General features: G+C 63.6%; 21 protein-coding genes. 5 read left to right on the top strand and 16 right to left on the bottom strand.

The genetic code is table 11. From position 1 onward, the window contains the following. Window positions 1–238: 238 nt before the first annotated feature. The 7 genes from AWY79_RS10485 to AWY79_RS10455 all read right to left on the bottom strand — a co-directional run bounded on the left by AWY79_RS10485 (window position 239) and on the right by AWY79_RS10455 (window position 10,145). Window positions 239–2,569, bottom strand: a complete 2,331-nt coding sequence (locus tag AWY79_RS10485) for an FAD-dependent oxidoreductase (protein ID WP_066803371.1) — start codon at window positions 2,567–2,569, stop codon at window positions 239–241. Between the two features lie 30 nt (window positions 2,570–2,599). Beyond that, window positions 2,600–4,234 (bottom strand): glutamate synthase-related protein, encoded by a 1,635-nt coding sequence (locus AWY79_RS10480; RefSeq protein WP_066803368.1) that lies wholly within the window; start codon window positions 4,232–4,234, stop codon window positions 2,600–2,602. Continuing rightward, entirely contained in the window at window positions 4,198–5,334 is a 1,137-nt protein-coding gene (locus tag AWY79_RS10475) for a class II glutamine amidotransferase domain-containing protein (RefSeq protein WP_066803365.1), read from the bottom strand. Before AWY79_RS10475 ends, AWY79_RS10480 begins: the two co-directional genes overlap by 37 nt. A 440-nt stretch (window positions 5,335–5,774) precedes the next feature. Then, window positions 5,775–6,176 (bottom strand): type II toxin-antitoxin system HicB family antitoxin, encoded by a 402-nt coding sequence (locus tag AWY79_RS10470; RefSeq protein ID WP_066803362.1) that lies wholly within the window; start codon window positions 6,174–6,176, stop codon window positions 5,775–5,777. A 35-nt stretch (window positions 6,177–6,211) separates the two neighbouring features. After that, window positions 6,212–7,432 carry a murein transglycosylase A gene (gene mltA / locus AWY79_RS10465; RefSeq protein WP_066803359.1) on the bottom strand — a complete coding sequence of 407 codons (1,221 nt, stop codon included), beginning with the start codon at window positions 7,430–7,432 and terminating at the stop codon, window positions 6,212–6,214. Further along, the gene (locus AWY79_RS10460; protein ID WP_066803355.1) at window positions 7,432–8,538 is read right to left on the bottom strand and encodes an AI-2E family transporter; all 1,107 of its coding nucleotides are present in this window, start codon (window positions 8,536–8,538) and stop codon (window positions 7,432–7,434) included. Before AWY79_RS10460 ends, mltA begins: the two co-directional genes overlap by 1 nt. A gap of 41 nt (window positions 8,539–8,579) precedes the next feature. Then, window positions 8,580–10,145, bottom strand: coding sequence for a hybrid sensor histidine kinase/response regulator (locus AWY79_RS10455; RefSeq protein ID WP_066803352.1), 1,566 nt, complete (start codon window positions 10,143–10,145; stop codon window positions 8,580–8,582). Between the two features lie 413 nt (window positions 10,146–10,558). Here AWY79_RS10455 and AWY79_RS10450 point away from each other — a divergent pair, with 413 nt between their 5' ends. The 5 genes from AWY79_RS10450 to AWY79_RS10430 all read left to right on the top strand — a co-directional run bounded on the left by AWY79_RS10450 (window position 10,559) and on the right by AWY79_RS10430 (window position 15,532). Continuing rightward, window positions 10,559–11,422: a transporter substrate-binding domain-containing protein gene (locus tag AWY79_RS10450; protein ID WP_066803349.1), complete on the top strand. Its 864-nt coding sequence runs from the start codon at window positions 10,559–10,561 to the stop codon at window positions 11,420–11,422. 75 nt (window positions 11,423–11,497) lie between these two features. Further along, window positions 11,498–12,508 (top strand): amino acid ABC transporter permease, encoded by a 1,011-nt coding sequence (locus tag AWY79_RS10445; RefSeq protein ID WP_066803346.1) that lies wholly within the window; start codon window positions 11,498–11,500, stop codon window positions 12,506–12,508. Window positions 12,509–12,510: 2 nt separating this feature from the next. Then, on the top strand, window positions 12,511–13,242 hold the full coding sequence (locus tag AWY79_RS10440; RefSeq protein ID WP_066803344.1) for an amino acid ABC transporter ATP-binding protein: 732 nt from the start codon (window positions 12,511–12,513) through the stop codon (window positions 13,240–13,242). Between the two features lie 130 nt (window positions 13,243–13,372). Beyond that, complete coding sequence (locus AWY79_RS10435; protein ID WP_066803342.1) at window positions 13,373–14,332, top strand: lysylphosphatidylglycerol synthase transmembrane domain-containing protein; 960 nt, start codon at window positions 13,373–13,375, stop codon at window positions 14,330–14,332. 3 nt (window positions 14,333–14,335) lie between these two features. Then, a complete protein-coding gene (locus tag AWY79_RS10430) occupies window positions 14,336–15,532 on the top strand; it encodes a TIGR04372 family glycosyltransferase (protein WP_066803339.1) in 1,197 nt (398 codons plus the stop codon). Between the two features lie 7 nt (window positions 15,533–15,539). Here the strand turns inward: AWY79_RS10430 and AWY79_RS10425 are convergent, their stop codons facing one another. The 9 genes from AWY79_RS10425 to AWY79_RS10390 all read right to left on the bottom strand — a co-directional run bounded on the left by AWY79_RS10425 (window position 15,540) and on the right by AWY79_RS10390 (window position 23,844). Further along, on the bottom strand, window positions 15,540–16,310 hold the full coding sequence (locus tag AWY79_RS10425; RefSeq protein ID WP_066803336.1) for a class I SAM-dependent methyltransferase: 771 nt from the start codon (window positions 16,308–16,310) through the stop codon (window positions 15,540–15,542). 211 nt (window positions 16,311–16,521) lie between these two features. Then, window positions 16,522–17,145: a radical SAM/SPASM domain-containing protein gene (locus AWY79_RS19125; RefSeq protein ID WP_199533814.1), complete on the bottom strand. Its 624-nt coding sequence runs from the start codon at window positions 17,143–17,145 to the stop codon at window positions 16,522–16,524. Next, on the bottom strand, window positions 17,124–17,633 hold the full coding sequence (locus AWY79_RS19120; RefSeq protein ID WP_199533813.1) for a radical SAM protein: 510 nt from the start codon (window positions 17,631–17,633) through the stop codon (window positions 17,124–17,126). Before AWY79_RS19120 ends, AWY79_RS19125 begins: the two co-directional genes overlap by 22 nt. Window positions 17,634–17,650: 17 nt before the next feature. Continuing rightward, window positions 17,651–18,727, bottom strand: coding sequence for an alpha-ketoacid dehydrogenase subunit beta (locus AWY79_RS10415; RefSeq protein ID WP_066803332.1), 1,077 nt, complete (start codon window positions 18,725–18,727; stop codon window positions 17,651–17,653). Continuing rightward, window positions 18,728–19,714, bottom strand: a complete 987-nt coding sequence (locus AWY79_RS10410) for a thiamine pyrophosphate-dependent dehydrogenase E1 component subunit alpha (RefSeq protein ID WP_066803328.1) — start codon at window positions 19,712–19,714, stop codon at window positions 18,728–18,730. Next, complete coding sequence (locus AWY79_RS10405) at window positions 19,711–20,781, bottom strand: radical SAM protein (RefSeq protein WP_066803325.1); 1,071 nt, start codon at window positions 20,779–20,781, stop codon at window positions 19,711–19,713. The genes AWY79_RS10410 and AWY79_RS10405 overlap by 4 nt, the downstream gene beginning before the upstream one ends. After that, window positions 20,782–21,351, bottom strand: coding sequence for an SIS domain-containing protein (locus AWY79_RS10400; protein ID WP_078063753.1), 570 nt, complete (start codon window positions 21,349–21,351; stop codon window positions 20,782–20,784). It lies immediately after the preceding gene. 2 nt (window positions 21,352–21,353) lie between these two features. Next, window positions 21,354–22,316, bottom strand: coding sequence for a GSU2086 family protein (locus AWY79_RS10395; RefSeq protein WP_066803320.1), 963 nt, complete (start codon window positions 22,314–22,316; stop codon window positions 21,354–21,356). A 1-nt stretch (window position 22,317) separates the two neighbouring features. Beyond that, window positions 22,318–23,844, bottom strand: coding sequence for a PfkB family carbohydrate kinase (locus tag AWY79_RS10390; RefSeq protein ID WP_078063752.1), 1,527 nt, complete (start codon window positions 23,842–23,844; stop codon window positions 22,318–22,320). Window positions 23,845–24,228: the final 384 nt, after the last annotated feature.

Raw genomic sequence — 24,228 nt, 5'->3', positions numbered from 1 at the left:
ACTACGAATGGATCAACACAGACGTTGCAGCAGATGCTGGAGATTCCCCGGTGATTCGGGATCGATATCTCCTGGAATATTCCGGGCCGAAGGCGCCCGGCGACAAGCAAAGGAAAGGTGCGCACGCGCCTTGCATTGCCCAACTCGCCGCAGTCCTCCGACCGCAGGAAACGCAAAAAAAGGACCGCGAGGCAAGCCTCGCGGTCCATTTGTTTATTGGTGACTGCTCCGCCGGCGGTTATTCCATGGGGGCGGGGTTTTTCATGTCCCAGATGCCGCAGGGGCAGGAGTCGGCGCAGAAGCCGCAGGCGATGCACTTGTCCGGGTCGACCACGCGCTCGAAGCCGCCGTCGGGCAGCTCATTGCGCTTGATGGCGTTCTGCGGGCAGAGGGTATCGCAGATGTAACAGTCGCGGCAGGAGCCGCAGCTGGAACATTCCGCGCCGCACTGGTTCATGTCGCTGAATTCGATGACGCGCGGGTCGAAGTATTCGAGCGTCATGCGGGTATAGTCGATCATCTCGCGGGTGTCGCTTCGCGGGCGGCGGTTGTTGAAGATGTCGTCGATGACCTCCGCTGCGCGGCGTCCGTGGCCGATGGCGTGGGTCAGCAGGCCGGGCCGGACGGTGTCGCCGATGGCGAAGACCTTGGAATCCGTGGTTTGGTAGTCGTCATTGACGACCACGTGGCCCCGGTCCAGGGCGATGTTGTCGGGCAGGAAGTCCACGTCCGGCTGGTCGCCGATGGACATGATGACCGTGTCGGCCTCAAGCAGTTCGCCGGATTGCAGCAGAACGCCCTCGTCCGTGATTTCCTTGGTGAAGCAGGGCCACTTGAAGCGCGCGCCCACGGCCTCGGCTTCCTTGCGCTCCTTGCCGAAGGAGGCGGGTTCCTGGATGTCGATGAGGGTGATCTCCTCGGCCCCGACGCCGGCGGCCACGGTGGCCACGTCGCAGCCCACGTTGCCCGCGCCGATGATGACCAGCTTCTTGCCGATCTTGGCCGTTCCGGCCTTGGCATCCTTGAGGAAGGTCAGGGCCGGATAGATGCGCTCATGGCCCGGAACCGGGATGACGCGCGGTTTCTGCGCGCCCACGGCCAGGATCACGAAGTCGTATTCGTCGCGCAGGGCCTCGAACTCCTTGGCCTTGAGCTGCTGCTGCAGATGGACGTGGGGGATGACCTTGGCGGCGCGCTCGACTTCCTTTTCCACGACCTCCTTGGGTACGCGGCTGTAGGGGATGGCCGAGGTGATCTTGCCGCCCAGGGTCTTGGCCATGTCGTAGACAACGGCCTCGTGCCCCTTCATGCGGATCTGCCAGGCCACGGAGATGCCCGCCGGGCCGCCGCCGATGACGGCTACGCGCTTGCCCGACAGGGGCGGCAGCGCCGGAGCCTTGGACTTGTGTCCCTCGCGGCCGAGCTTGGTGATGTCCACGGCGGCCATGCCCTGCTGGGTGGTGCGGGTGCACCCCTGCATGCACAGGTTCGGGCAGAGATAGCCGCAGACCGTGGCCGGGAACGGGGTGTAGGCCAGGGCCAGATCAACGGCCTCGTCCACCAGCCCGTCTCGGACCAGCTGCCAGCGCTTCTGCACCGGCATGCCGGTGGGACAGCTGGATTGGCACGGGGCCATGTACTTGCGGTTTTCCCAGACAGGCACCTTGCGGCGCAGGTCGCCGTGCACGATGAGCGGGATGGGCGAGCGGTCGAGATCGGTCAAATCGCCGATGATGCCGCCCCGGCCCAGCTCCGCGTCCCAGACGTTGACCCGGAAGTCGTGCATGGCGCGGCGCACCTTGCCCTTCTTCTCGAACGGGGTCTTGGCCCGGATGAGCTGCCACTCCTCGCGGCGGGTGAGCCGCTTCAGGAGGCGCGAGCGTTTGATTTTCTTGAGGAACTGTTCGACGTTCTCGGTCAGCCAACCCCAGGATTCGTCGTCGATGGGCTCCATCATGGCGTCGGCCTGGGAGAAGCCGTCGATGGGGCCGCGCACGAAGATGCGGCCGCCGACCATGCCCACGCAGGGACGGTAGCCGAGGACGTTCTTGGGATTCTGGGCCTCCACGCCGCAGACCACGGCGGTGCCCCCGGCCATGAACTCGGCGAAGTAGTCGCCCACGGAACCGAGCACCCAGAGCTGGGGCGGGTCGAACCGGGGGTTGGTCTTGGTCATGGTCATGCCGCGCGAGCCGATGTTGCCCGCGATGAAGACCTTGCCCTGGGCCATGGCGTTGCACACGCCGTTGGCGGCGTTGCCCTGGACGATGATCTCCGCGCCCGCGTTGAGCCAGCCCACGTCGTCGGACGCGGGTCCGAGGACTTCGATGGTGGTCCCGGGGAACCCCTTGGAGCCGATGCGCTGGCCCGGGGAGCCGGTGATGGTCACGGAGATCGGCTCATCCTTGGAAATCCAGAGGCGGCCGCCGATGCCGTGCTGGCCCATGGCGTCGACCTCGAGCCTGCGCCCGCCCTGCCGGACGGCGCTTTGGATGCGCTCCTCCAGGATGCGGGACTCCACGCGGACACCGTTCTCGTGTCCGTCTATGCGCTGTATTTTCTTTGCCATTGTGTACTCCGATATGTCCTGAAGCTCTGATTAGATGACGTACTTGATGTCCAGCCGGTCCGCCGCGTCCTTGTCCGAGATGCCCAGCGCGTCGGACATGCCGACGGGCAGGGACGTGGACCGGCCGAGCGGTGCGAACACCTTGCGCAGTTCCGTGTCGAAGCTCAGGTAGAAGTCCACCACCCTCTCGGCGACCTTTTCGGGGTCGAGGCGGCGGTAGACCCTCGGGTCCTGGGAGGTGATGCCCTTGGGGCAGACGCCGATGTTGCAGACGTTGCAGCGGTCCTTTTCGGAGCCGAGACAGCCCGCGCCCGCCTGCATGACGTACTTGCCTATCTGGACCATGGATGCGCCGAGCATGATCAGCGCGCCCGCGTTGGCGGCCAGATTGCCGTGCTTGCCGATGCCGCCGCCAGCGATGAGCGGGATCTCGTTCTGGGCTCCGGCCACGCAGAGCGCCTTGTAGCAGTCGCGCAGGTTGGAGGCGATGGGATGGCCCATGTGGTTCATGGAAACGTTGTAGGCCGCGCCGGTGCCGCCGTCCTCGCCGTCGATGGCCAGGCCCGCCGCATAGGGGTTGCGGACCAGGTTGTTGAGCACGGCCAGGGAGGTGGAGGAGGCGGATATCTTCGGGTAGACCGGCACGCGGAAGCCCCAGGCCATGGACATGGACTGGATCATCTTGGCCACGGCCTCCTCGATGGAGTACTTGGTCTGATGGGTCGGCGGGCTGGGCAGGGACACGCCCTTGGGCACGCCGCGGATGGCGGCGATGAGCTTGTTCACCTTGTACCACATGAGCAGGCCGCCGTCGCCGGGCTTGGCGCCCTGGCCGTACTTGATCTCGATGGCGCAGGGGTCTTCCTTCATGTCCGGGATGGCGTGGATGATCTCATCCCAGCCGAAGTAGCCCGAGGCGATCTGGAGAATGACGTACTTGAGGAACCGGGAGCGCAGCAGGCGCGGCGGACAGCCGCCCTCGCCCGTGCACATGCGCACCGGCATGTTCAGCTCCTCGTTCAGGTAGGCCACGCCCATCTGGAGGCCTTCCCACATGTTCGGGGAGAGCGCGCCGAAGGACATGCCGCCGATGACCAGGGGATAGATTTCGCGGACCGGCGGTTTCCAGCCGTTGTCGCGGAAACACTGCAACTCGGCCTCGGGCGAGAGCACGCGGCCCAGCAGGGTGCGCATCTCGAACTCGTGGCGGCCCGCGTCAAGAGCGGGGTCGGTGAGCATGGAGATGCGGATGAACTTGAGCTGGTCCAGCAGGGATTCGGAATTGTTCCTCCGGCCGCCGCGCGTCCGGGGCTGCCCGCCCCGGTTGTTCTGGAACTGGAGCGTGGTGGAGTCGTACTGGCGGGTCGGTTCGATGGCGTTGTTCGGGCAGACCATGTTGCACATGGCGCAGCCGATGCAGGCGTAGGCCGGGTCGGTCCGCTGGCGGATGCCGTAGAAGGTGGAGAATTCCGTGGTCGGCTTGGCCGACAGCCCCATGGGCGGCTTCACGTCCCGCTTGCGGAACACGCCCAGCTCGATGGCGTTGACCGGGCAGACCGAGGTACACCGCCCGCACTTGGTGCAGGTGTTGATGTCCCACTTGATCTGCCAGGGCAGGTCCTTGCGGCTTAGTGTCGAAGGCGTAATGGGTCTTTCTGAGAGCATTGGAGAACCTCCCGGCAATCGGGTCCGACGATCGCCGTGTCGAGATGCATGGGTTGAAAATCCTTGGTCCTGTCGCGGTCGGGGATGGCGGCGTTGAGCCCGCAGATCTCGGAGGAGAATCCGTAGATGCCGAGCTCGGGGTTGCCGCCGACCACGCCGGGCCGGAGCTTCTTGCGATCCTGGGCCATGAACATGGAGCCGTCGGGCAGACAGCCGATGACGCAGTTGGGGCCGTCGATGATCAGCTTGCGGCAGGAGCGCTTGAGGCTGACCAGGAACTCGCGGTCCGGATGGTCGGCCATCTCCTCGTCGTTCATGGGGGTGATGACGTGCTTGTAGGAGCTGATGTCCAGGCCGAGCTTCCGGGTGGCAAAGTGGGCGATGTGGGTGAAGACCTCGGAATCGGACTGGTAGCCCTGGTACCCGGTGACCCCGCGCGACATGAGGTACTCGCGGATGGGCACGAAGGCGGTGTTCTCGCCGTTGGTCATGGTCGAGATGCCCTCGATGAAGAAGGGATGGCAGGCATAGAGGTTGATGGCGTAGTTGGTATTCTGCCGCCCCTGGGCCAGGATGTGGCGCGCGTAGAGCTCCTCGCGGTCGAGCTTGAGGTACTCGGCGATGGCCAGCGGGTCGCCCACTTCCTTTATCATGATGGTGTCGGGCCAGAAGGAGAAGACCATAATGTCCCCGCCCTCCTCGCCCATGGCGCGCAGGTTCAGGCGCGTCTGGACCAGGTTGCGGTCCGCCTGTTCCTTCGTCAGTCCCTTCCAGTCGTCAGGCACCTTGTAGGCGATGGAGGCGTAGGTGCCGCGCTTGGGGGTACCGACAGGCGGTTCGATGTCGGGCTTGAAGGTCACGGAGAATTTGGATTGGAATCCTTTCTTCGCCATATAGTCGAACACCTGCACCAACCCGTCCTCGGTAAAGATTCCGGAAAGGATGGGGTACTCCTTGAGCTCCTCCCACGGTCCGCCCAGACCGGAAAGGAACAGTCCCACGCCGGAGCCGTCGTGGCCCTCCTTCATGACGTTGAGGGCGTCGATGGCTCGCATGGGCGACACGGGGTCACGGCTTGTGAGCGCGAATAAACGGCACATGGTCTCGATTCACTCCACGGTTAAAGGTCCGTTGCGGCCCCGCCCGCAGGCGGCGACCATATCCGTGGCGACCGGGCTGGCCGGGCCGCCGGGATGGAAAAGTCTCCGCTGGTCGGCAGGGGCAAAAAAGCCTGCGGACCGATCTTCGGATCGATCGCCGCAGGCTGTTCGGCTCAGACTTTTCACATTTATGCAACTTACAATGAGCTGGTCATCGTCACATTGTATAAGGAATACATACGAATCGCGTAACCGGAACGTAAAACAAAACCGGGGAACCTGCAACCCCAACAGATTAATAACTTTTGACAATTATGTAAATCACAACTTTCAGGCAACCGACAAGGCCTCCTAATAGTCAAAAATGACAGGAGAATTTAATTCTCACCCCAAAGTGAATATGTGTGAAAAGGGGCTACGAAATGGTGGAATCGGGAGGCCTAATCGGCAAAAACATCTGTTTTAATCGCCAATCTCGCCGCAGCGGCCAAAAAATCGGCCGGTGAAACCCCATACTCGCGGCAATACTTCTCGATTCGGGCCAGAAGATGAACGTGCATGACCATTTCGAACTCCTCGAAATCACTTCCGTCCCCTTCAACCGAGATATTGATGCCCTTTTTCCCCTTGTTTTCGGGTTGGGCGAGCAAATCCTTCTTGTTTGTCGGGGTGGGCAGGAGTTGACCCGCCTCAATCAGCTCTTCGGCGAACATGGCCAGGGCTTCGTGGGCATTGTCCACGGCCTCGTCCAGGTCCTCGCCAAAGGTCGTGCAGTCCGGAAAATCCGGGAAAGTCACGGAGAAACCACGTCTGTCCTCTTCAAACAGCGCCACGTATTGCATCGGAAACCTCCTTTTCGGGGTTCGATATTGCTTTATTATTCCAAATTGTTCGGCAGGGAATCCAGGACCCGCCTGGAGATCGGCATATAGACCTCGGCGCGCTCCTGGAGATGGCCCGCCAGGGTCTCGGCCTCCACGCCCGTGCCGCAGAACAGGTCCACGCGCGTGTCCTGGATCGCCCCGCCCGTGTCCTGGGCCAGGACCAGGGAGAAGAACGGCTTGGACTCCCCTTCGGCATAGTCCATGAGCGCCGTCTTGAGCGCCACGACGCTCCCCAGGGGGATCATGCGCCGGTCCACGGCCACGCTGACGCGCGGGGTCAGGATGGAGCCGATGGACCCGAACGGCCCCTCGTCCGAGAGCCGGAAAAAGACATAGCTGGGGTTGGCGAACAGGATATCCCGGGCCACGTCCGGGTTCTCGTCCAGGAAGGAGCGGATGCGCTGCATGGACATCTCCTCCTTGGGCACGAACCCCTTCTCGATCAGCACGCGGCCGATGGAGACGTATTGCAGCCCGTTCTTGCCGTCGTAGAGGATGTGCTTGTAGCTGCCGTCGGGCAGGTCCAGCCGGCCCGAGCCCTGGACCTGGAGAAAGAACACGTCCACCGGGTCGGCGGCCCAGGCTATCTCGCTGCCCTGCCCGTCCAGCGCGCCGGCGCCGTCGATGGCCGCGCGGTCGTGGTACGGCTCGATCCCGTCGCCGTCCACCCGGTAGACCAGCTTCTGCCCGGCCCAGCGAGGATGGAAGCGGCCCAGGTCGATGACCTTGAGGTCGTCGGGAACGCCGTAGAGCGGATACTTGTGGGTCTCGTCCGGGGTCAGCGAGGCGGCCAGCCACGGCTCGTAGTACCCGGTCAGCAGGGTCCCCGGCTCCAGCTTGAACCACTGGAACCGCTCGGCCAGCAGTTCCGGGTCGCCGTCCAGTTCGTCCAGGGTGGCGAGCAGTTCGGAGACCGAGGCCTCGAGCTGGCTCCAGGTCAGGAGCAGCCCCGGCTGCCTGACGCAGACCGCGTCGCCCGGCCGGGTGCGGATGTAGCGCAGGTTTTGCTCGATGCCGGGCCGCAGGTCCGACCAGGAGCAGAGCCCCTGCGACCCGGGCGACAACAGGGCCGCCAGATCCTCGGCGTCGTCCCGGTCCACGGGCACATAGGTTGGCTCCTCGGGCACGGGTAGGGGGCGCGGGGTCTCCGGGCCGCAACCCGCACCGAGCAGCAGGAGGGCCAGGCACAAAAAGGCGATCGTTCGCTGCATCATCAGCACGCCTCTTCGTGGTCGTCCAGATCCTCGGCGTATTCATCCAGGTAGATCTGGAGCATGACCATCACGAAGCTGAGAATGAGCGGGCCATAAAAGATGCCGAGCATGCCGAAGGAGTAGATGCCGCCGAGGATGGCGATGAAGATGTAGAAGGTCGAGACCCGCGCGGCCTCGCGCATGAAGATGGGTCGCAGGATGGTGTCGATGCCGACCACGAAGATACCGCACCACAGCGCCAGGAACAGGGCCATCTTCCACTCGCCGGAGAGGAACAGGTAGCCCACGGCAGGGGCCCAGACCAGACCGGTGCCGAGCACCGGAATGAGCGAGGAAAGGGCCATCATGCCGCCCCAGAAAAAGGCCGGGATGCCGGCTATGGCCAGCCCTATGCCGCCCGCGAACCCCTGGAGCACGGCCACCAGCAGGCAGCCCATGAGCACGCCGCGCGCCACCCGCTTGAGGCTGTCGATGATGTAGTCCTCCTGCTTGGGACGCAGGGGCGAGAGATGCTTGATGTAGGCCACCATCTTGGTCCCGTCGCGCAGGAAGTAGAACAGGATGAAGACCATAAGCAGGAAGTGCAGGATCATCTTGGCCCCGTTGCGGGCCAGCTGGGTGCCGAAGGAGAGCATGGACTGCGCGAACTCGCGGGAATACTGGAGCACGCTGGCCTGGAGCTGCACCTCGTCGAGGCGCAGGAACGGCAGTTGCTCGTGGAGCACGGACAGATAGTGATCCAGGGCCTCCATGCTCACGAACGGCTTGTACGCCCCCTGGGCGATCCAGGCGTTCAGGGAGACCAGGGAGTCCACGCCCTGGCTGATCAGAGCCATGAACAGGAAGGTCATGGGCAGGAGCAGCGCGAAGACGATGATTCCCACGGTCATGGCCGAGGCCACGGCCCGTCGCCCCCCGACGAGTTTCAACGCCCAGTTGAAGACCGGCGTGAAGAGCACGGCCAGGACGGTGGAGAAGATCATGGTGTGCATGAACGGCTCCACCAGGGCAAATCCCAGATAGAGCGAGAACAGCAGCAGGATGATCAAAAAGACCTTGTAGATGCCGCCGTTGAGCATCGGGGTCGGTTGTTTCATGTCGCTCATTTGCAGTCGGTCTCCGTGGAAGGCCTTGGCAATCGTTGAACTTATGCCTTCTCCAGAGTTGATTGTATGATTGCGGCCACGGTGTCAATGTCAACCGGCTTGGAAACGTAATCGTCCATCCCCGCGTGGATGCACCGCTGCTCGTCGCCCCACATGGCCCGCGCGGTCAGCGCCACGACCGGCACCTTGGGATCGAGACAGCCGGTCTCCGGCCTGCGGATCAGCCGGGTGGCCTCCAGCCCGTTCATGCGCGGCATCTCCACGTCCATGAGCACCAGGTCGAACCGCTGTTCCTTGAGGGTTTCCACGGCCTGTTCACCGTCTTCGACCAGAACCGTCTTGCAGCCCATCTTTTCGAGCAGCCGCACCAGGTAGCGCTGGTTGACCAGGTCGTCCTCGGCCACCAGGACAGAAATTCCCTTCAGCGGCGAATCCTCGCCCAGGACCAGGGTCGAGGGCGACTTCTGCTCGTACCGGCTGTATTCCAGGGGAACGATGACCGAGAAGGTGCTGCCCTGCCCCTCGATGCTGGAACAGCGCACCGAGCCTTCCAGGAAGGCCACGATGCGGCTGACGATGGCCAGTCCCAGCCCCAGCCCGCCGGTGGTGTGGCACAAATGGTCCTCGGCCTGCTTGAAGCTCTCGAAGATCTCGTGGAGCTTGTCCTTGGGAATGCCGATGCCCGTGTCCTGCACCAGCATCTGCACCGCCAGCCCCTCCTCGGGGCCGATGCGCACTTCACCGCTGGTTGCGGGCGAGACGTCCACCAGAATCTGCCCGGTGACGGTGTACTTCACGGCGTTGCTCAGCAGGTTGCCGAGCACCTGGCGCAGCTTGGCCGAATCCCCGCGCAGCCAGCCGGGAATGGCCGGGTCCAGGGTGTACTTGAGGGTCACGCCCTTTGCCTTGGCCGCCCGCTGGTGCTGGGACAGAACCCCTGAGATCATGTCCTCCAGGCGGAAATCGATGGTCCGCAGCCGAAGCTGGCTGGTCTCCAGCCGGGAGTAGTCGATGATCTGGTTGAGCACCGACAGCAGGGCCATGGAGGATTCCTTGATCAGTTGGACGCTCTCCCGGTACGGGTCCTCCAGGTCGGACATGAGCAGCAGCTCGGTCATGCCGAGCACGCCGTTCATGGGGGTGCGCAGTTCGTGGCTCACCGTGGCCAGAAACGAGGTCTTGGCCCGGTTGGCCGCCTCGGCCGCGCGGGTCGCCTTGCGCAGCTCCCGCTCCATCTGGTGCCGGTAGAGCCCCACCTCGATGGCCGACCGCAGCTCGTTGTTGTCCACAGGCTTGACCAGGTAGCCGAACGGACCGGAAATCTTGGCCCAGTGCAGGGTCTCGTCGTCCACGGCCACGGTCAGAAAGATGATCGGGATGTCGAACCGGCGGCGGATCTCGCTGGCCGCCTCCAGGCCGTCCATCTCCCCTTCCAGGTGCACGTCCATGAGCACCACGTCGGGCTGCAGCCTGTCCGCAAGCTCGATTGCCTCTTCCCCGGTCGAGGTCTGGGCCATGATGCCGTATCCGGCCCGCTTGAGGGCCGCCTTTATGTCCAACTGCGCCAGGGGGTCGTCTTCGACGAGCAATATGTTCTCGGTCGGCATCGTTCTTCTCCGCAGCGGGGGGTGTCCCGCCGATTTTTCTTGAAACCTTACCAGGATGTGCGCGCGATAAAAATGATAATATTTTTTTCCCGCGGGTTTGGCCGGAAATCTTTCGGCCAAAGCCGAATTCTCCACTGCGTCAATGGAAATTTACCGCTCAAAAGCCGACTAAAATTCGGCATTCCAAAGAAAGCCGCGCAAAACGTTCACCCTCAACCGGAAAATCGGCAACCGGGGACAAATGAGAACTCCCTTGAAATTTCTAGGCATTGGGGATAAGGAAGACTGTCGCTCTGTGAACAAAATCGTTCAATCCGGGCGACTGATACAATGAACCCTAAGCCCTGGGGCCGTTTACCCGGACGGGACCAGGACAGCGGATACCAACCAACCTAGTTTCACTGGAGGAAAGGATGAAACGGATTATTGCCCTCGTTGCTGCTCTTAGCACCCTGATTTTTCTTTTTGCCTGCAGCCAGCAGCCCGCGCAGCAGGCTGAGGCTCCCAAGCAGGACGTGAACGTCCGCCTGGAACTGCAGAAGGCTTCCACCCTGGAAAAGATCGTCCAGCGCGGCACCCTGCGCGTGGGTCTCGAAGCCGGCTACATGCCCTTCGAGATGACCGACAAGAAAGGCACCGTCGTCGGCTTCGACGTGGACATGGTCACAGAGATGGCCAAGGCCATGGGCGTGAAGCTCGAAATCGTCAACACCGCCTGGGACGGCATCATCCCCGGCCTGCTCTCCGACAAGTATGACCTCATCGCCTCCGGCATGACCATCAACCAGGAGCGCAACCTGAAGGTCAACTTCGCCAACCCGTACATCGTCGTCGGCCAGACCGCCCTGATCGCCGCCCAGTCCGCGGACAAGATCCAGACCTGGAAGGACCTGAACAACGAGGGCGTGGTCATCACCTCCAAGCTCGGCACCACCGGCGAGCAGGCTGCCAAGCGCCTCTTCCCCAAGGCCACCTACAAGTCCTTCGAGATGGAAGACCAGGCCATGCTGGAAACCCTGAACGGCAAGGCCGACGCCACCGTCTACGACCTGCCCATGACCTCCATCTTCTTCGCCCAGCGCGGCAAGGAAGCCGGCATGAAGTTCCTGAACGAGCCCTTCACCTACGAGCCCCTGGGCTGGGCCATCAACAAGGGTGATCCGGACTTCCTGAACTGGCTGAACAACTTCATCGTTCAGATCCGCAATGACGGCCGTTACGAGCGTATCTACAACAAGTGGTTCGGCTCCAACGACTGGTACGCCGACATCCAGTAGGCACAGATCGATCATCCGGGGGTCGCGTAAAGCGGCCCCCGGTTTTTTTCGCGCACCAATCCCATCGAGTAAGCAATGACTGATACGAAGAAGGTCGTCCCCCGAAAAGGGGTCGACAAGAATACCATATGGAAGGCCGTGTACGCGGTGTCGCTCATCGCCGTCTGCTTCGGCTTCTACTGGGCCACGACCCAGACCAATTACATCTGGCGATGGAACCGGATTCCCCAATATTTCTACTACGTCGACACCGTCAAGGTGACCGCCCAGATCGAAGGCGAAGTCGCCTCTATCTCCCACAAGGGCGGCGAATCCGTGGTCATCGTCGAAGGCGGCGGCACCTCGGAGTTCTACACCGTCCCCGGATCGAACATCCTGGTCGACAAGGGCGACACCCTGTACATGGGCGACACCATCGGGACGTACCAGGAAGGGAAAATGGGCATGCTCATGCATGGCCTGCTGATCACCGTCGAGGTCAGTTTCGTTTCCATCATCCTCGGCATCCTGCTCGGCCTGTTCACCGGCCTGGCCCGCGTTTCGCAGAACCCATTCCTGAAATGGTCCGCCATCACCTACATCGAACTGATCCGGGGCACCCCGCTGCTGGTCCAGATCATCATGTGGTACTTCGTGCTCGGCACCATCATCAACAATCTCCTGGCGCTGTCCGGGCTGCCGCAGGTTCCCTCGCTGTGGTTCGGCGTCGCGTCCCTGGCCATCTTCGCCGGGGCCTATGTGGCCGAGATCGTCCGAGCGGGCATCCAGTCCATCCACAGGGGCCAGATGGAAGCCGCCCGGTCCCTGGGCATGACCAAGTCCAAGGCCATGGTCAAGATCATCCTGCCCCAGGCGTTCAAGCGCATCCTGCCCCCGCTGGCGGGCCAGTTCATCAGCCTGATCAAGGACTCCTCGCTGCTCGGCGTCATCGCCATCCCCGAACTGACCAAGGCCACGCGCGAGGCGGTGACCACCAGCCTGATGCCCTACGAACTGTGGTTCGTCTGCGCCCTGATGTACCTGGTCATCACCTTCACGCTGTCCATGTTCGTCCAATACCTTGAAAAGCGGACTGCGGAGGCCTAGCCATGATCGACGTACAACACATCTACAAGACCTTCTTCGTCCCCCACGAGGTGCAGGCCCTGCACGACGTCTCCTACCACGTCAATCCCGGCGAGGTGGTCGTGGTCATCGGCCCGTCCGGGTCCGGCAAGTCCACCTTCCTGCGCTGCCTGAACCGGCTGGAGAAGGCCGACTCGGGCCACATCATGATCGACGGCGTGGACGTCCTGAACCCCAAGACCAACATCAACAAGGTGCGCATGGAGGTGGGCATGGTCTTCCAGTCCTTCAACCTCTTCCCGCACCTGACCGTGCTGGAAAACGTCACCGTGGGCCAGACCTCGGTGCGCAAGCGGGGCAGGAAGGAATCGGCGGAAACGGCCATGACCCTGCTCAACAAGGTCGGCATCCACGCCAAGGCCGACAACTACCCCGGCCAGCTGTCCGGCGGCCAGCAGCAGCGCGTGGCCATCGCCCGCGCCCTGGCCATGAACCCCAAGGTCATGCTCTTCGACGAGCCGACCTCGGCGCTCGACCCCGAAATGGTCGGCGAGGTCCTGGACGTCATGAAGACCCTGGCCCGCGAAGGCATGACCATGGTCGTGGTCACCCACGAGATGGGCTTTGCCCGCGAAGTGGCCGACCAGGTGGTCTTCATGGACGAGGGCAAGATCGTCGAAGTAGGCACCCCTGAACACTTCTTCACCAACCCCCAGAACGACCGGACCAAGCTCTTCCTGAGCCAGATCCTCTAGATGGATCATCCCTGATCACACGGGGGTTGCGGCGGCCGTCGCAACCCCCTTTTTCGTGCTCCGGCCATTTGCCAAATACCGCTGAAAAGCATAGGTATATGCCTGCATCCGGAACGCCGGAACCCATGCCATGAAAACGCGAATCCTGTTCATCCTGCTGCAACTGGCCGTGCTGGCCGCCTGCCTGTTCTACCTCTTCACGGATGTGGACTGGCCTTCGTTGGCCGAGACGTTTTCGCACTACTCCCCGCTCAAGGCGCTGGCGGTCCTGGCCACCACCCTGCCCATCTACGTGCTCATGGGGCTGCGGTTGAGCCAGTTGTCCGAAGGGCGCATCACCACCGCGCTGGGCATGCTCGGCACCCTGCTGGCCGTGGCCGTCAACAACGTCCTGCCCGCCAAGCTGGGCGAGTTCGCCAAGGCGGTCTACTTCAAGCGCAAGTCGGTGCTGGGATTCTCCCAATCCATGGGCATCATCTTTCTGGAGCGGTTCCTGGACGTGAACATCCTGGCCCTGACCGGGCTGGTCGCGGCGGTGGTCTTCGGCCTGGGACTCTACGGCCTGCCCCTGACCCTGGCCGTGCTCCTGTGCTGGGCGGTGCTCATCCTCATGGCCCGGCGCATCCCGCCCCAGGGACTGGAGCCGGCCCGAATCCCCAGCGAGCGGCTGCGCCGTTCGGTCCGCCAGGGCACGGCCGCCATCCGCCAGGCCATGCAGGGACGGACCATGCTCAGGCCGCTCGGATCCACGGTGCTCCTGTGGTTCTGCAACTTCGCCTATCTGGGGCTGATCCCCATCTGGCTGATGGGCATGGACCTGACCCCGGCGCAGGTGCTGGGAATCTACGGCGCGGTCTATCTCGGGCTGACCATTCCCGGCCTGCCTGGCGGCATCGGCATGACCGAAGGGGCCATGGTGGCCATCCTGGCCTACAGCGGCATGGCCAAGACCGACGCCCTGGCCATCGCCCTGACGGTCCGCGCCTACAACTTCATCCCCCCCACGCTGATGGGATTGCTTGTCTTCGCAACATCAGGCATGAAGGCGAGCACCCTGACACACGCAAACGAAGAAACACAGGATTCATAAGCGATGACGAAACAGCCGCACTATCGAATCAAGCTCAAATGGTTCCGAGTCATAACCTGGCCCCTGTACCTGCCGTTCGCCCTGCTGGCCGCCCTGTTCAACCTCGTTTCCCCGATCCCGTTCAAAATCTACACCTTGCGCGTGGACCGCATAGGTCACTTCGGCGCCAACACCGAACTCTTCTGCAGCCTCATTGATATGGACAGGCTTCCCAGGGAATTCCGAGTCTATGTCCACCGCGATATCCCCTGCAACCCGGCCCTGCTCGACATGTGGAAGCGGGTCCTGCCCATCCACCAGATTTTTCTGCCCCTGTTCGACGTCTGTCACAAACTCGGCGGCCTGGGCGTGATCTCCCGCCAGGAAGAACGGATGGGGACCTTTGACTTCGAGAACTTCATGGAGAAGACCGAACAACACATCAACTTCACCCCGGCCGAGGAGGCTGAGGCCAAACGGCAGGCGGAACAGCTCGGCATGGCCCCGGATCGTCCCTTCGTCCCGGTCCTCGGCCGCGACTACAAGTACCTCCTGGAACACAATCCCCATGAGGACAACACCCACTACGAGTTCCGCAACACCGACATCGACACCTACATCCCCGCCTTCAAGCACATGGCCGAACGGTTCACGGTGGTCCGGGCGGGCTCGACGGCCGAAAAAAAGGTCGCCTGGAGCGACCCGAATTTCATTGATTACCCTTTCTCCGGCAAGACGACACCGCTGATGGACATCTACCTGGCCGGACGCTGCCATTTCTACATCACCTGCGCCACCGGCCCGGATACGGTGGCTGCGCAGTGCTTCCGCCGCCCCACCCTGTGGGTGAACATGATCCCCCCGACGATGATCACCACTTGGGGAAGCCGCAACCTGACCATCCTCAAGCACTACTGGTCCACCCGCGAAGAGCGGTTCCTGACGCTCTCCGAGGTCCTGGATACGCCTGCGCTGGGCATGTACAATTACAAGGACATCGTGGAGGCGGGCGTTCAGGTGCTGGACAACAGCCCGGAGGAAATCCTGGCCGCGGTGCGGGAGATGGAGCAGCGGCTGGACGGAACCTGGCGTTCGACCCCGGAGGACGAGGCGCTGCAGGAGCGGTTCTGGGAAAAATACCGCCGGCGATACCCGGAACGGGTGTACGTGGCCCGGGTCGGCACGCAGTTCCTGCGCGACGCCCCGCACTGGCTGGATTGATCCCCGGCTACCGACCGAAGACCGCGACCACCTCGTTGGTCGGCACTTCCACGAACTTCGGCAGGGAATGGCTCACCCGCGCCTTGTACGCGTCCGGCATGGTCCGCAGCAGGATGGACAGATACACGTCCGCGTCCTGCTCCATGAAGTAGTCCTCCACGCAGACCAACTCCAGGCCCGAAGCCCGGGCCAGCTCCCCGAAGGAAGCGCGGCTGAAATAGAGGGTGTGCTCCGGCGGCTTGTACTGAAAGGGAATCCGCATCTCGGTGCAGACGGTCGTGCAGACGATGCGTCCGTTTTCGGCCAGCATTCCCCGCAACTCCCGCAGGGTGGTTACGGGGTCCACCAGATGCTCCAGCACGCCCCACAGGCAGATCAGATCCCAGCCCCCCCGCTCCGCGTCCTCGAGCGAAACCAGCAGATCGTCCCCGTCCGGGAACACGTACCGGTCGAACCCGTAACTCCGGCCCAGGCCCCGCTCCCGGCAGGCGGCGACGAACTGGTTGCCGCCGCAGCCGAAATCCAGGATGCGGCTCTGCGGGCCGACGTATCCCTTGTCCAGCAGACCGTCCAGATTGCGTTCGGCATTGCGCCGCGTGACCTCGGTTCGCGCCCGGAAATCGGCGTAGTCGCCGTAAAACGCGGCCAACTGAGCCTGCGTGGGCATAGGGTCGGCGTATTCCAGGCCACACCCCGTGCACTTCGAGATATTGTAGGAATTGACGACCTTCAGGGAAAAGGCCTGACGGCCGCAGAGGATGCAATGGCGTTCGTTCATGACCGGTTCTCCGTTTGCGGCCCGGCGGCCTTGGACAGGTCGAGTCTTACGCGGCGGACGTCCATGCCCATGGACCACGGGACACCGCCGCTCGGCCGCAGGAGGTTCCGGACCGGCGCCGCACCCGTCCGGGGCAGGCCGCCGTGCAGCCTGCGCCCAGCGCTCACGCGGTCGCCCCTTCCCGTTTCCCCGGCTCCGCGCCCAAGGAAGCCTAGATGAAACTGAGGTGCATGGGCGGTTCCCCGGCGGGGTCCGTCAGCTCGTTGCCCAGCTCCTTGATGCCGTAAAGGTATTCGTTGACCTTGTGCTGCAGGCAAAGCGAGCCGCACATGGTCTTGGCGTCAAACTTCTCCGAACTGATGAGGTCCATGACCTCCCAATACCGGTCGGACTGCCACAGCTCCTTGAACGGAGTCTCGGCGATGTTCCCGATGTGGTACTTCTTGTACTTGGAATTGAAGAGCATGCCGCAGGGCGCGACCAGGCCGGAGCCCGAAAACTGGATGATGAACGGCGGGCCGTAGCAGCGGCTGTAGTTGCGCGTGCCGCCGGACAGGATCTTGGACCACTTGGCGCGGACCATGTAAGTGTCCGTGCTCAGGGCCTCGGCCTGCCTGAGCAGGTCGGTCAGTTCCTCGTACTTGTCGTACTGCACGCCCAGAGAGTGGTCCTCGTCGTCCGAGCAGTGCTTGATGACCAGGTAATCCACGCCCAGCTCGCGGCCCAGCTCGCTCAAGGGCATGATCTGGTCCTTGAACTCCGGCATGAGGACCATCTGGGTGCCGATGGTCACGTCGAAGCCGTGCTCCTTCTTCAGGGCAACGGCCTTGCGCATGGTCTCGCAGACCTTGTGGAAGCACTTCTCGGCGCAGCCGTGAATCTCGGCATACCGCTTCGCCTCCCTGCGGAGATATTGAAGCGCAGGTAGGTCAGGCGGGGCAGGATGTCGATGAGCCGTTCGTCCTGAAGCAGGTAGCCGTTGGTGCCCAGGGCCATGCTCAACCCGTTCTCGTGGCCGTGGATGATGGCGTCGTAGAGGTGCGGGCTGCAGGTGGACTCGCCGTCGCTGACGAAGCTCACGCCCTTGACGCCGATCTCGGCGCAATCGTCGAGGAAGCGGAAGATGACGTCGCGTGTCATGTGCTGCTCGTCATTGGCCTGCAACTGGCCGTAGCAGTAGACGCAACGGTAGCCGCACTTCCGGGTCAGGGCGCAGTCGATGGTAATGGGGGCGATGCGCTCGCCGCGCTGCCACGCTTCCACGCGCTCTTTGTACCAGGCCAGCTTGTGGCCATCCAGGACGATTCGATCGTTTTCGCTCATTGTTCCTTCCTGGGATGCTATGAAATCACGGCCCTGACGGCCGCTGCAATGTCTTCTGCGCCGGGGTAGTACGCCTCCTCCAGCACCGGGCTGCACGGGGTGGGCAGGTCCGGGGCGCGACCGGGAGTGAGGGGGCGGGGTCGGGTGGGCAGGTCCGGGAAGGAGACCCGCCGGACCGGCGCCTTGAGCATGGCCGGGTTCTCCTCGGCCAAACGGCAGACGACCTCGCCCGCGAACCCGCCGGTGCGGCAGGAAACGTCGCACAACACCAACCGGCCGGTCTTGCCCACCGACGCGGAGATGGTCTCCATGTCCAGGGGCGCGATGGTCCTGGGGTCCACGACCTCGGCCTCGACGCCCTCGGCCGCCAGGGTGTCGGCGGCCTGCATGGCAAAGGGCAGCATATGCGAAACCGCAACGATGGTCACGTCCGAACCGGGGCGGCGGACCACCGCCTGCCCCAGCGGCACGGCGTAGGGCTCCTCCGGCACCGGGCCGATTGAGCCATAGAGCCAGCGATGCTCGAAGATGAGCACCGGATTGGGGTCCTGCATGGCGGACAGGAACAGTCCCTTGGCGTCGTATGGAGTGGCCGGGAGCGCGATCTTGAGCCCCGGCGTGGACAGAAACATGTTGTGAGTGCCCTGGGAGTGCTGGGCCGCCGACCCCCATCCCCGGCCTATGATGGACCGGACCACCAGGGGAATGGAGACGCGCCCGCCGGACATATAGTGCCACTTGGCCGCGTGGTTGGTGAGCTGATCCATGCTCATGGGCAGAAAGTCCGCCCGCATGTGCACGAGCACCGGCTTCATGCCCGCGGCGGCGGCAGCCGTGACCACGCCGGTCAGGCCGTTCTCCGCGATGGGCATGTCCATGACCCGCTCGCCGAAACGGTCCTTCAACCCCTTGGTGGACCCGAAGACCCCGCCCACGTCGTCGATGCCCTCGCCGATGAGGAAGACCTCGGGGTCGCCCTCCATGGCCTGCCGCTGGGCTTCGTTCAGGGCCTCCACATAGGAGATGCAGCGGAGCCCGTCCTTTTCGAAACGCAGGGAATCATCCTTGCTGATGCATACGGCTGTCCAGGGCATCTAGCACCCCCCCTTTGCGAACAACAGGCCGCGCATCTGCTCCACGGACGGGAACGGGGCGTTCCGGGCCGCTTCCATGGCCGCGTCCAGCATGGCGTCCGTGTCGGCGACCAGTTTCTCGTATCCCACGTTCTCGCCGCGCTCTTCGAGCAGGCGGCGGTACGACTCGACCGGGCAGCGCCGCTTCCAGCGCTCAAGCTCCTCGCGGTCGCGGGCGCCGGTCTCCCAGTCTTCGCCAGGACCGACGTGGCCCTTCCAGCGGTAGGTCTTGGCCTCGATGAAGGCCGGGCCACCCCCGGAGCGCACGTGTTCCACGGCTTCGGCCGCGGCCCGGTAGACCGCTTCCACGTCGTTGCCGTCCACCCGGAAGGTCCGTATGCCGTACCCTTCGGCTCGGTCGGCCACGTCCGGATTCGGCTGGCGCGCGGCCAGCGGGGAGACGGTGGCGTAGCCGTTGTTCTCGCAGACGAAGAGCACGGGGAGCTGCCGCAGGGCGGCGAAATTCAGGCTCTCGTGGAAGGTTCCCTCCTCACTCGCGCCGTCACCGAAGAACACGGCGGAGATGCGGCCGTCGCGGCGCAGCCTGGAGGCCAGGGCCGTACCCACGCCGTGGGGGATGCCCCCGCCCACGATGGCCGAGGTGCCGAGGATGCCGAGCTCGGGGAAGGCCGGGTGCATGGAGCCGCCCATCCCCTTGCAGCAACCCGTCTCCCGGCCGTAGAACTCGGCCAGCAGGGTCGTGGGGTCGGCGCCCTTGGCCAGGCAGTGCGCGTGGCTGCGGTGGGTGGTGAACAGGTAGTCCTCGGGCCGGAGGTGGATGCAGACGCCCGCGGCGATGGCCTCCTGGCCGATGTAGAGATGGACCGGGGTCTTCATGTCCTGTCGGCCGTAGACCTCGATGATCTTTTCCTCGAAACGGCGCAACAGGACCATGGACTCCAGCAGGGATCGGCCGGGGACGGGCGCGTTCTCGTTGGTCTTGCTCATATGAAATTCACGTGCGCCGGAGGGTTGGCGAGATTCCACAGGTACCTGTTGATCTCGTCCATCCGGCAGTTGATGCGGCAGCTCGAAGGATCGAAGGACTCGTTGAACCAGGCCATGGCCTCTGCCCGCTTTTCCCCTTCCCAGATCTCCTTGAAGGTCTGCTCGTGGATGTTGCCGTAGTTGAACCGGTCGTCGCCCAGGAACATGGAGCAGCCCCAGATGTTGCCGCCCGCGTCCATGTAGGACCAGAAGGGCAGCCCGAGGCACCGCTCGTAGGGGCGGTCCTTTTCCTGCCATTTCTTGATGGTGTTGAGCCGCAGAATGGGCTGGAAGGTCTCGGTGCGTACGGCGTCGAGTTCCTCGGCCAGTCCGTCCACGTTGGTGTACTCCACGTCCTTGTACTCGTCGGTGTTGGACTTCGGATGCTGGGAGTACGGCTTGACCACCAGGTAGTCCAGGCCGATATCGCGGGCGGTTTCGGCCAGATGCACGACCTCGACGCGCGTCTCCGGCAGAAGCAGAATCTGCATGCCCAGGGCGCAGTCGTAGCCGTGCCGGGACCGGATGTCCACAGCGGCCTCCAGGTTCTTCAGGACCTGCCCGAAGTGGGCCGCCTTGGTGCGGTGGATGCGGGAATAGCTCTCCGGGGTGCCCGCGTTGCAGCTGACCTTGATCCAGGAGGTCACGTCCAGGATGCGCTCGCTGATCTCCGGCTTCATCAAGGTGGCGTTGGTGGTGAAGGCCTGGTCGATGCCGACGCGCTTGCCGTGCCGGGTGATCTCGACCATATCCTTATGCAGAAACGGCTCGCCCTCTCCCGCGTACATGACGCTCTTGAGGCCCAACCCGGCCATCTCGGTCATGCGTTCCTTGAGCACGGCGGTGTCCAGGAACCGCTTCTGATACTCCATGAAGTCCAGGGCGCAGAAGGTGCAGCGGTGGTTGCAGGAGCCGGACGGACTGATCTCCATGTAGACGGGGTAGATGTTCTCCCCCTTCTTCCAGTCAGCCACCCGGTCGGGATGGTAGTGCAGCTTGTGGCTGTCGATGGCATATTTGTCGGACATCTAGGCGCCCCTTTGGGTGAACAGATCGATGAGATGGTGCAGCACGGCCCCATGGCCGCTTTCGGCCATGCCGTAACTGTCGGCAGGCAAGTAGAAATTCAGGTCGCCCAGGGCGCGCATCCGGTTGTCCTGGGACATGGCCGTGATGGTCACGGATCGCCCGCCGAGTTCACGGGCCCGGGCCACGGCGGCCACCACGTTGGGCGAGTTGCCTGAGCTGCTGATGGCGATGAGCACCTCGCCCGGGACCATGCGCTGGCCCAGGGGGTAGGCGAAGGTCTGCTCGTAGCCGAAGTCGTTACCCGTCGCGGTGATCAGCGAGCAGTCGGTGAATACCTCGGTGGGGACGTCGGCGTTTTTGGCCAGGTCAGTGGAGAAATGGCTGGCCATGGATGCGCTGGCCCCGTTGCCCACGAAATAGACGCGCCGCCGCTCGCCTCGGCATTCCTCGATCCACTCCCGGAAGAGGGCGAACCCCGCGTCCGCATCGAGGAGCGTCCCGGCGCCGTCGGTAACGGCAAGCTGCTCAAGCACCTTGGACAGCACCTGCACGGAAGAATACCAGTTCATGGTCAACTCGGCTGGGTTTCGGTTACGGAGGTCCAGAGCTGAGGGACGGTCTCAGCGTGGGATGCCCGTACATAGAAGCTTTCACCACCATCGTCAACCGTGCGCACCAGCATGGTTTTCCAGGGACGGAAGTAGTAGTCCGGGCTGCCCTTGGGGGCCTCTTCGGAGACGTTCTCGGGCAGTTCGCGCAGGTCGCAGACCAGGGAGGTGAAGCGCTTTATCTCCCTCCCCTCCTGGGCGGCCACGTTGCGGACCATGGCCAGGGCCTTGAGATAGACCTCCGGGGCCATGATGGCGGAGCCGAAATTCATGACCACCCCGCCTTCGATGTTCTCCAGCACCGAGGTGTAGTAGAGGAAATCGGTGTAGGACGCCTGGCCCCAGGCCCCGCCGTCGCAATTGGGGTGCTCGTGCACGATGTCCGAGCCGATGCCCACGTGAACCGTGAACGGAATTCCCAGCCGGTGGGCCGCGGCGAACAGGCTCGTCTCCTTGTGCGGGAAATAGCCCTCGTGGATGGCCTTGCCTATGGCCTCGCCCGCGCCCAGGCCCTCCCTGGCCGCGTGGTTGACGATATCGTTGAGCCGCCCGGTCTCCTGCCACAGGCCGAACTGTCCGTCGCGGATGTAGCGGGCCACGGACTCCGTGGTCTGGCCGATGAGGGCGAACTCGAAGTCGTGGATGGCGCAGGCCCCGTTGCCCGCCAGGCAGGAGATGTAGCCGCGCTCCATGAGGTCGATGATGAACCGCTGCACCCCGGACCGGACGACGTGTGCGCCCATCATCAGGATGACCGAGGCCCCTCGCTCCCTGGCCGCGCGGATGCGCTCCGCCACCGCCTCGAGCCTGGGCTGGTCCACCGCCACCGGGGCCAGTTCCCGCATGACGCCGAGGTTCAGATCGTGCTGCCGCCCGGCAAGCGGCAGGACCTTGAGACGGGATCTGTCGAATTTGCGTATCGCCATATTACTTGAGGAGGGAGGTTACGTATTTCATGATCGCCTGCCGGGTCACGGACTTCTGGTTGCCCACGATGCCCACGGCGATGGCCCCGGCCACGTTGCCCAGGAAGGCCACGATCTCCGGGGAGACGTCCTTGAGGCTGGCGACCAGGGAGGCCACCGAGAAAAAGGCGTCGCCCGAGCCGATCTTGTCCACCACCTTGCTGGCGAAGGCGGGTACCAGCACGCCCACGCCGTTATCGGCCAGGACGTAGGACCCCTTCTTGCCGCGCGTGACCGCAACCATGGACGCCCCCAGCCGCTGCCGCACGTCGTCGGTCAGCGGGATGACGCCGGTGACCTTGTCGCGGGCGTCCAGGCGGAGCTCAGGCTCGGCCAGGCTGATGAAGTCGCAGCGCCCGTAGGCGGAGATGGTGTGGAACCCTCGGTTGCCCGCGTTGGCCTGGGTGTTCACGGCCAGGAACCGGGACTGGGACAGGGTCTCGCGCGTCTCCGGGCTGATGGCCCCGTGGCCGAAGTCGGCGGCCACCACCACGTCGGCCCCTCCGGCCGTCCCGCGGAACCGGTCGCGCAGCTCCGCATCCCGCTCCGGATCCAGGCCGGTATCGTCCATGTGGTAGATCTCGAAAAGCTTCACCATGGTGTAGCCTTCGATGTAACGCCGCTTGCGCAGGGTGGGCGCATTCTTCTGGTAGGCGAAGTGCGGGACCACGTTGGGGTTCAACCGCTCGCGGACGAACTCCTCCTGGGTGTCCGCCTCGCCGAGCACGGTGAACATGTCCACCCGCTCCACCAGGTTGGAAAGATGGTTGGCGATGGCCAGCACGCCGCCCGCGAACAGGTCGCCGCCGGTGTGGCTGAAGGCCATGACCGGTTCCTTGGAGGAGGCCCCTAGGGGCGAGCAGTACTGGTAGTCGTCCAGGATGGTGTCGCCGATGACCGCGACCTTGAGCGAGGCCAGCCGGTCCACGACCTTCTCCACGTCGGCGATGGAGTACCGGGAGCGGAACATGTCCAGGTACTCCTGCACGTCGTCCGAAAACGAGGACATGAACCGGTTGATCAGATTGGTGGAGCTGAAGACGATTTCCTGGGTCAGCCGAAGCTCTGCCCCGATCTCCTCGCAGACGTCCGCCTCCAGGCGCAGCTTGCCCGTGGGATCGGCGTCGATGGACTTGAAGTCCGAGCCCTTGACGTAGATGTCGGGCCTGAGCCTGCGCAGCAGCTCCTCGGCCGTGGGCCACTCGTTGATGGCCACCAGGTCGACCGCGTCCTGCGAAGCCACGCCCTCGGCGCGGAGCTGCTCTCCGAAGGCCGGCCGGTTCGGACCCTTGTCCACGAAGCGGTCCGGGGACACGGTCACGACGAGCACGTCGCCCCATTCGGAAGCCTGGCGGAAATAGCGTATATGGCCGATGTGCAGCAGGTCGAAGACGCCGTGGCAGTGCACGACCTTCTTCCCCGCCTTCTTCAGGTCGGCGACGATTTCGACAAGTTCATCTATGGATTTGATTTTGGTATCGATAGGCATGGGAAACAACTATATCCTAGTGAAAATCCCGTCAACCAGGAGCGGGAAAAAGAGCCTGCCTCCGTGCGCGAAACGGGTCCGTTTTCGGCCATGCCCCGTCCCGACGCGGCCAAACAGCCCGCGCGGCGGGCCGACGAGCCGTCCCCGCCCATTTTTTCCCTTGACCAAACCGTTGAATATGAGTGAATTAACTTGCTTGCATCATTTACGGCTATTTTCTTGAAATTTCTTTTGGTTACAACTGGTTAACACATAAGGTCAACGCCCGCCCAATCTCGACCGGGGATGCGCACCATCCCCCGCACGATCGCTCCCCGCCGCCGGGCACCGTCCCGCAAGCGGCGTCCTTCCTTCGGCCGGGACAACGGCTTCGCGGCGCGACAG

This window comes from Pseudodesulfovibrio indicus, from assembly GCF_001563225.1.
Lineage (GTDB): Bacteria > Desulfobacterota > Desulfovibrionia > Desulfovibrionales > Desulfovibrionaceae > Pseudodesulfovibrio > Pseudodesulfovibrio indicus.
The sequence above is the reverse complement of the archived record's forward strand: the minus strand, read 5'-3'. Positions and strand labels throughout refer to the sequence as shown.

Bases quoted from the DNA above. Each gene is read 5' to 3' on its own strand.
- AWY79_RS10485 (WP_066803371.1), bottom strand. From the start codon at position 2,569: ATGGCAAAGAAAATACAGCGCATAGACGGACACGAGAACGGTGTCCGC.
- AWY79_RS10480 (WP_066803368.1), bottom strand. From the start codon at position 4,234: ATGCTCTCAGAAAGACCCATTACGCCTTCGACACTAAGCCGCAAGGAC.
- AWY79_RS10475 (WP_066803365.1), bottom strand. From the start codon at position 5,334: ATGTGCCGTTTATTCGCGCTCACAAGCCGTGACCCCGTGTCGCCCATG.
- AWY79_RS10470 (WP_066803362.1), bottom strand. From the start codon at position 6,176: ATGCAATACGTGGCGCTGTTTGAAGAGGACAGACGTGGTTTCTCCGTG.
- mltA (WP_066803359.1), bottom strand. From the start codon at position 7,432: ATGATGCAGCGAACGATCGCCTTTTTGTGCCTGGCCCTCCTGCTGCTC.
- AWY79_RS10460 (WP_066803355.1), bottom strand. From the start codon at position 8,538: ATGAGCGACATGAAACAACCGACCCCGATGCTCAACGGCGGCATCTAC.
- AWY79_RS10455 (WP_066803352.1), bottom strand. From the start codon at position 10,145: ATGCCGACCGAGAACATATTGCTCGTCGAAGACGACCCCCTGGCGCAG.
- AWY79_RS10450 (WP_066803349.1), top strand. From the start codon at position 10,559: ATGAAACGGATTATTGCCCTCGTTGCTGCTCTTAGCACCCTGATTTTT.
- AWY79_RS10445 (WP_066803346.1), top strand. From the start codon at position 11,498: ATGACTGATACGAAGAAGGTCGTCCCCCGAAAAGGGGTCGACAAGAAT.
- AWY79_RS10440 (WP_066803344.1), top strand. From the start codon at position 12,511: ATGATCGACGTACAACACATCTACAAGACCTTCTTCGTCCCCCACGAG.
- AWY79_RS10435 (WP_066803342.1), top strand. From the start codon at position 13,373: ATGAAAACGCGAATCCTGTTCATCCTGCTGCAACTGGCCGTGCTGGCC.
- AWY79_RS10430 (WP_066803339.1), top strand. From the start codon at position 14,336: ATGACGAAACAGCCGCACTATCGAATCAAGCTCAAATGGTTCCGAGTC.
- AWY79_RS10425 (WP_066803336.1), bottom strand. From the start codon at position 16,310: ATGAACGAACGCCATTGCATCCTCTGCGGCCGTCAGGCCTTTTCCCTG.
- AWY79_RS19125 (WP_199533814.1), bottom strand. From the start codon at position 17,145: ATGCGCAAGGCCGTTGCCCTGAAGAAGGAGCACGGCTTCGACGTGACC.
- AWY79_RS19120 (WP_199533813.1), bottom strand. From the start codon at position 17,633: ATGAGCGAAAACGATCGAATCGTCCTGGATGGCCACAAGCTGGCCTGG.
- AWY79_RS10415 (WP_066803332.1), bottom strand. From the start codon at position 18,727: ATGCCCTGGACAGCCGTATGCATCAGCAAGGATGATTCCCTGCGTTTC.
- AWY79_RS10410 (WP_066803328.1), bottom strand. From the start codon at position 19,714: ATGAGCAAGACCAACGAGAACGCGCCCGTCCCCGGCCGATCCCTGCTG.
- AWY79_RS10405 (WP_066803325.1), bottom strand. From the start codon at position 20,781: ATGTCCGACAAATATGCCATCGACAGCCACAAGCTGCACTACCATCCC.
- AWY79_RS10400 (WP_078063753.1), bottom strand. From the start codon at position 21,351: ATGAACTGGTATTCTTCCGTGCAGGTGCTGTCCAAGGTGCTTGAGCAG.
- AWY79_RS10395 (WP_066803320.1), bottom strand. From the start codon at position 22,316: ATGGCGATACGCAAATTCGACAGATCCCGTCTCAAGGTCCTGCCGCTT.
- AWY79_RS10390 (WP_078063752.1), bottom strand. From the start codon at position 23,844: ATGCCTATCGATACCAAAATCAAATCCATAGATGAACTTGTCGAAATC.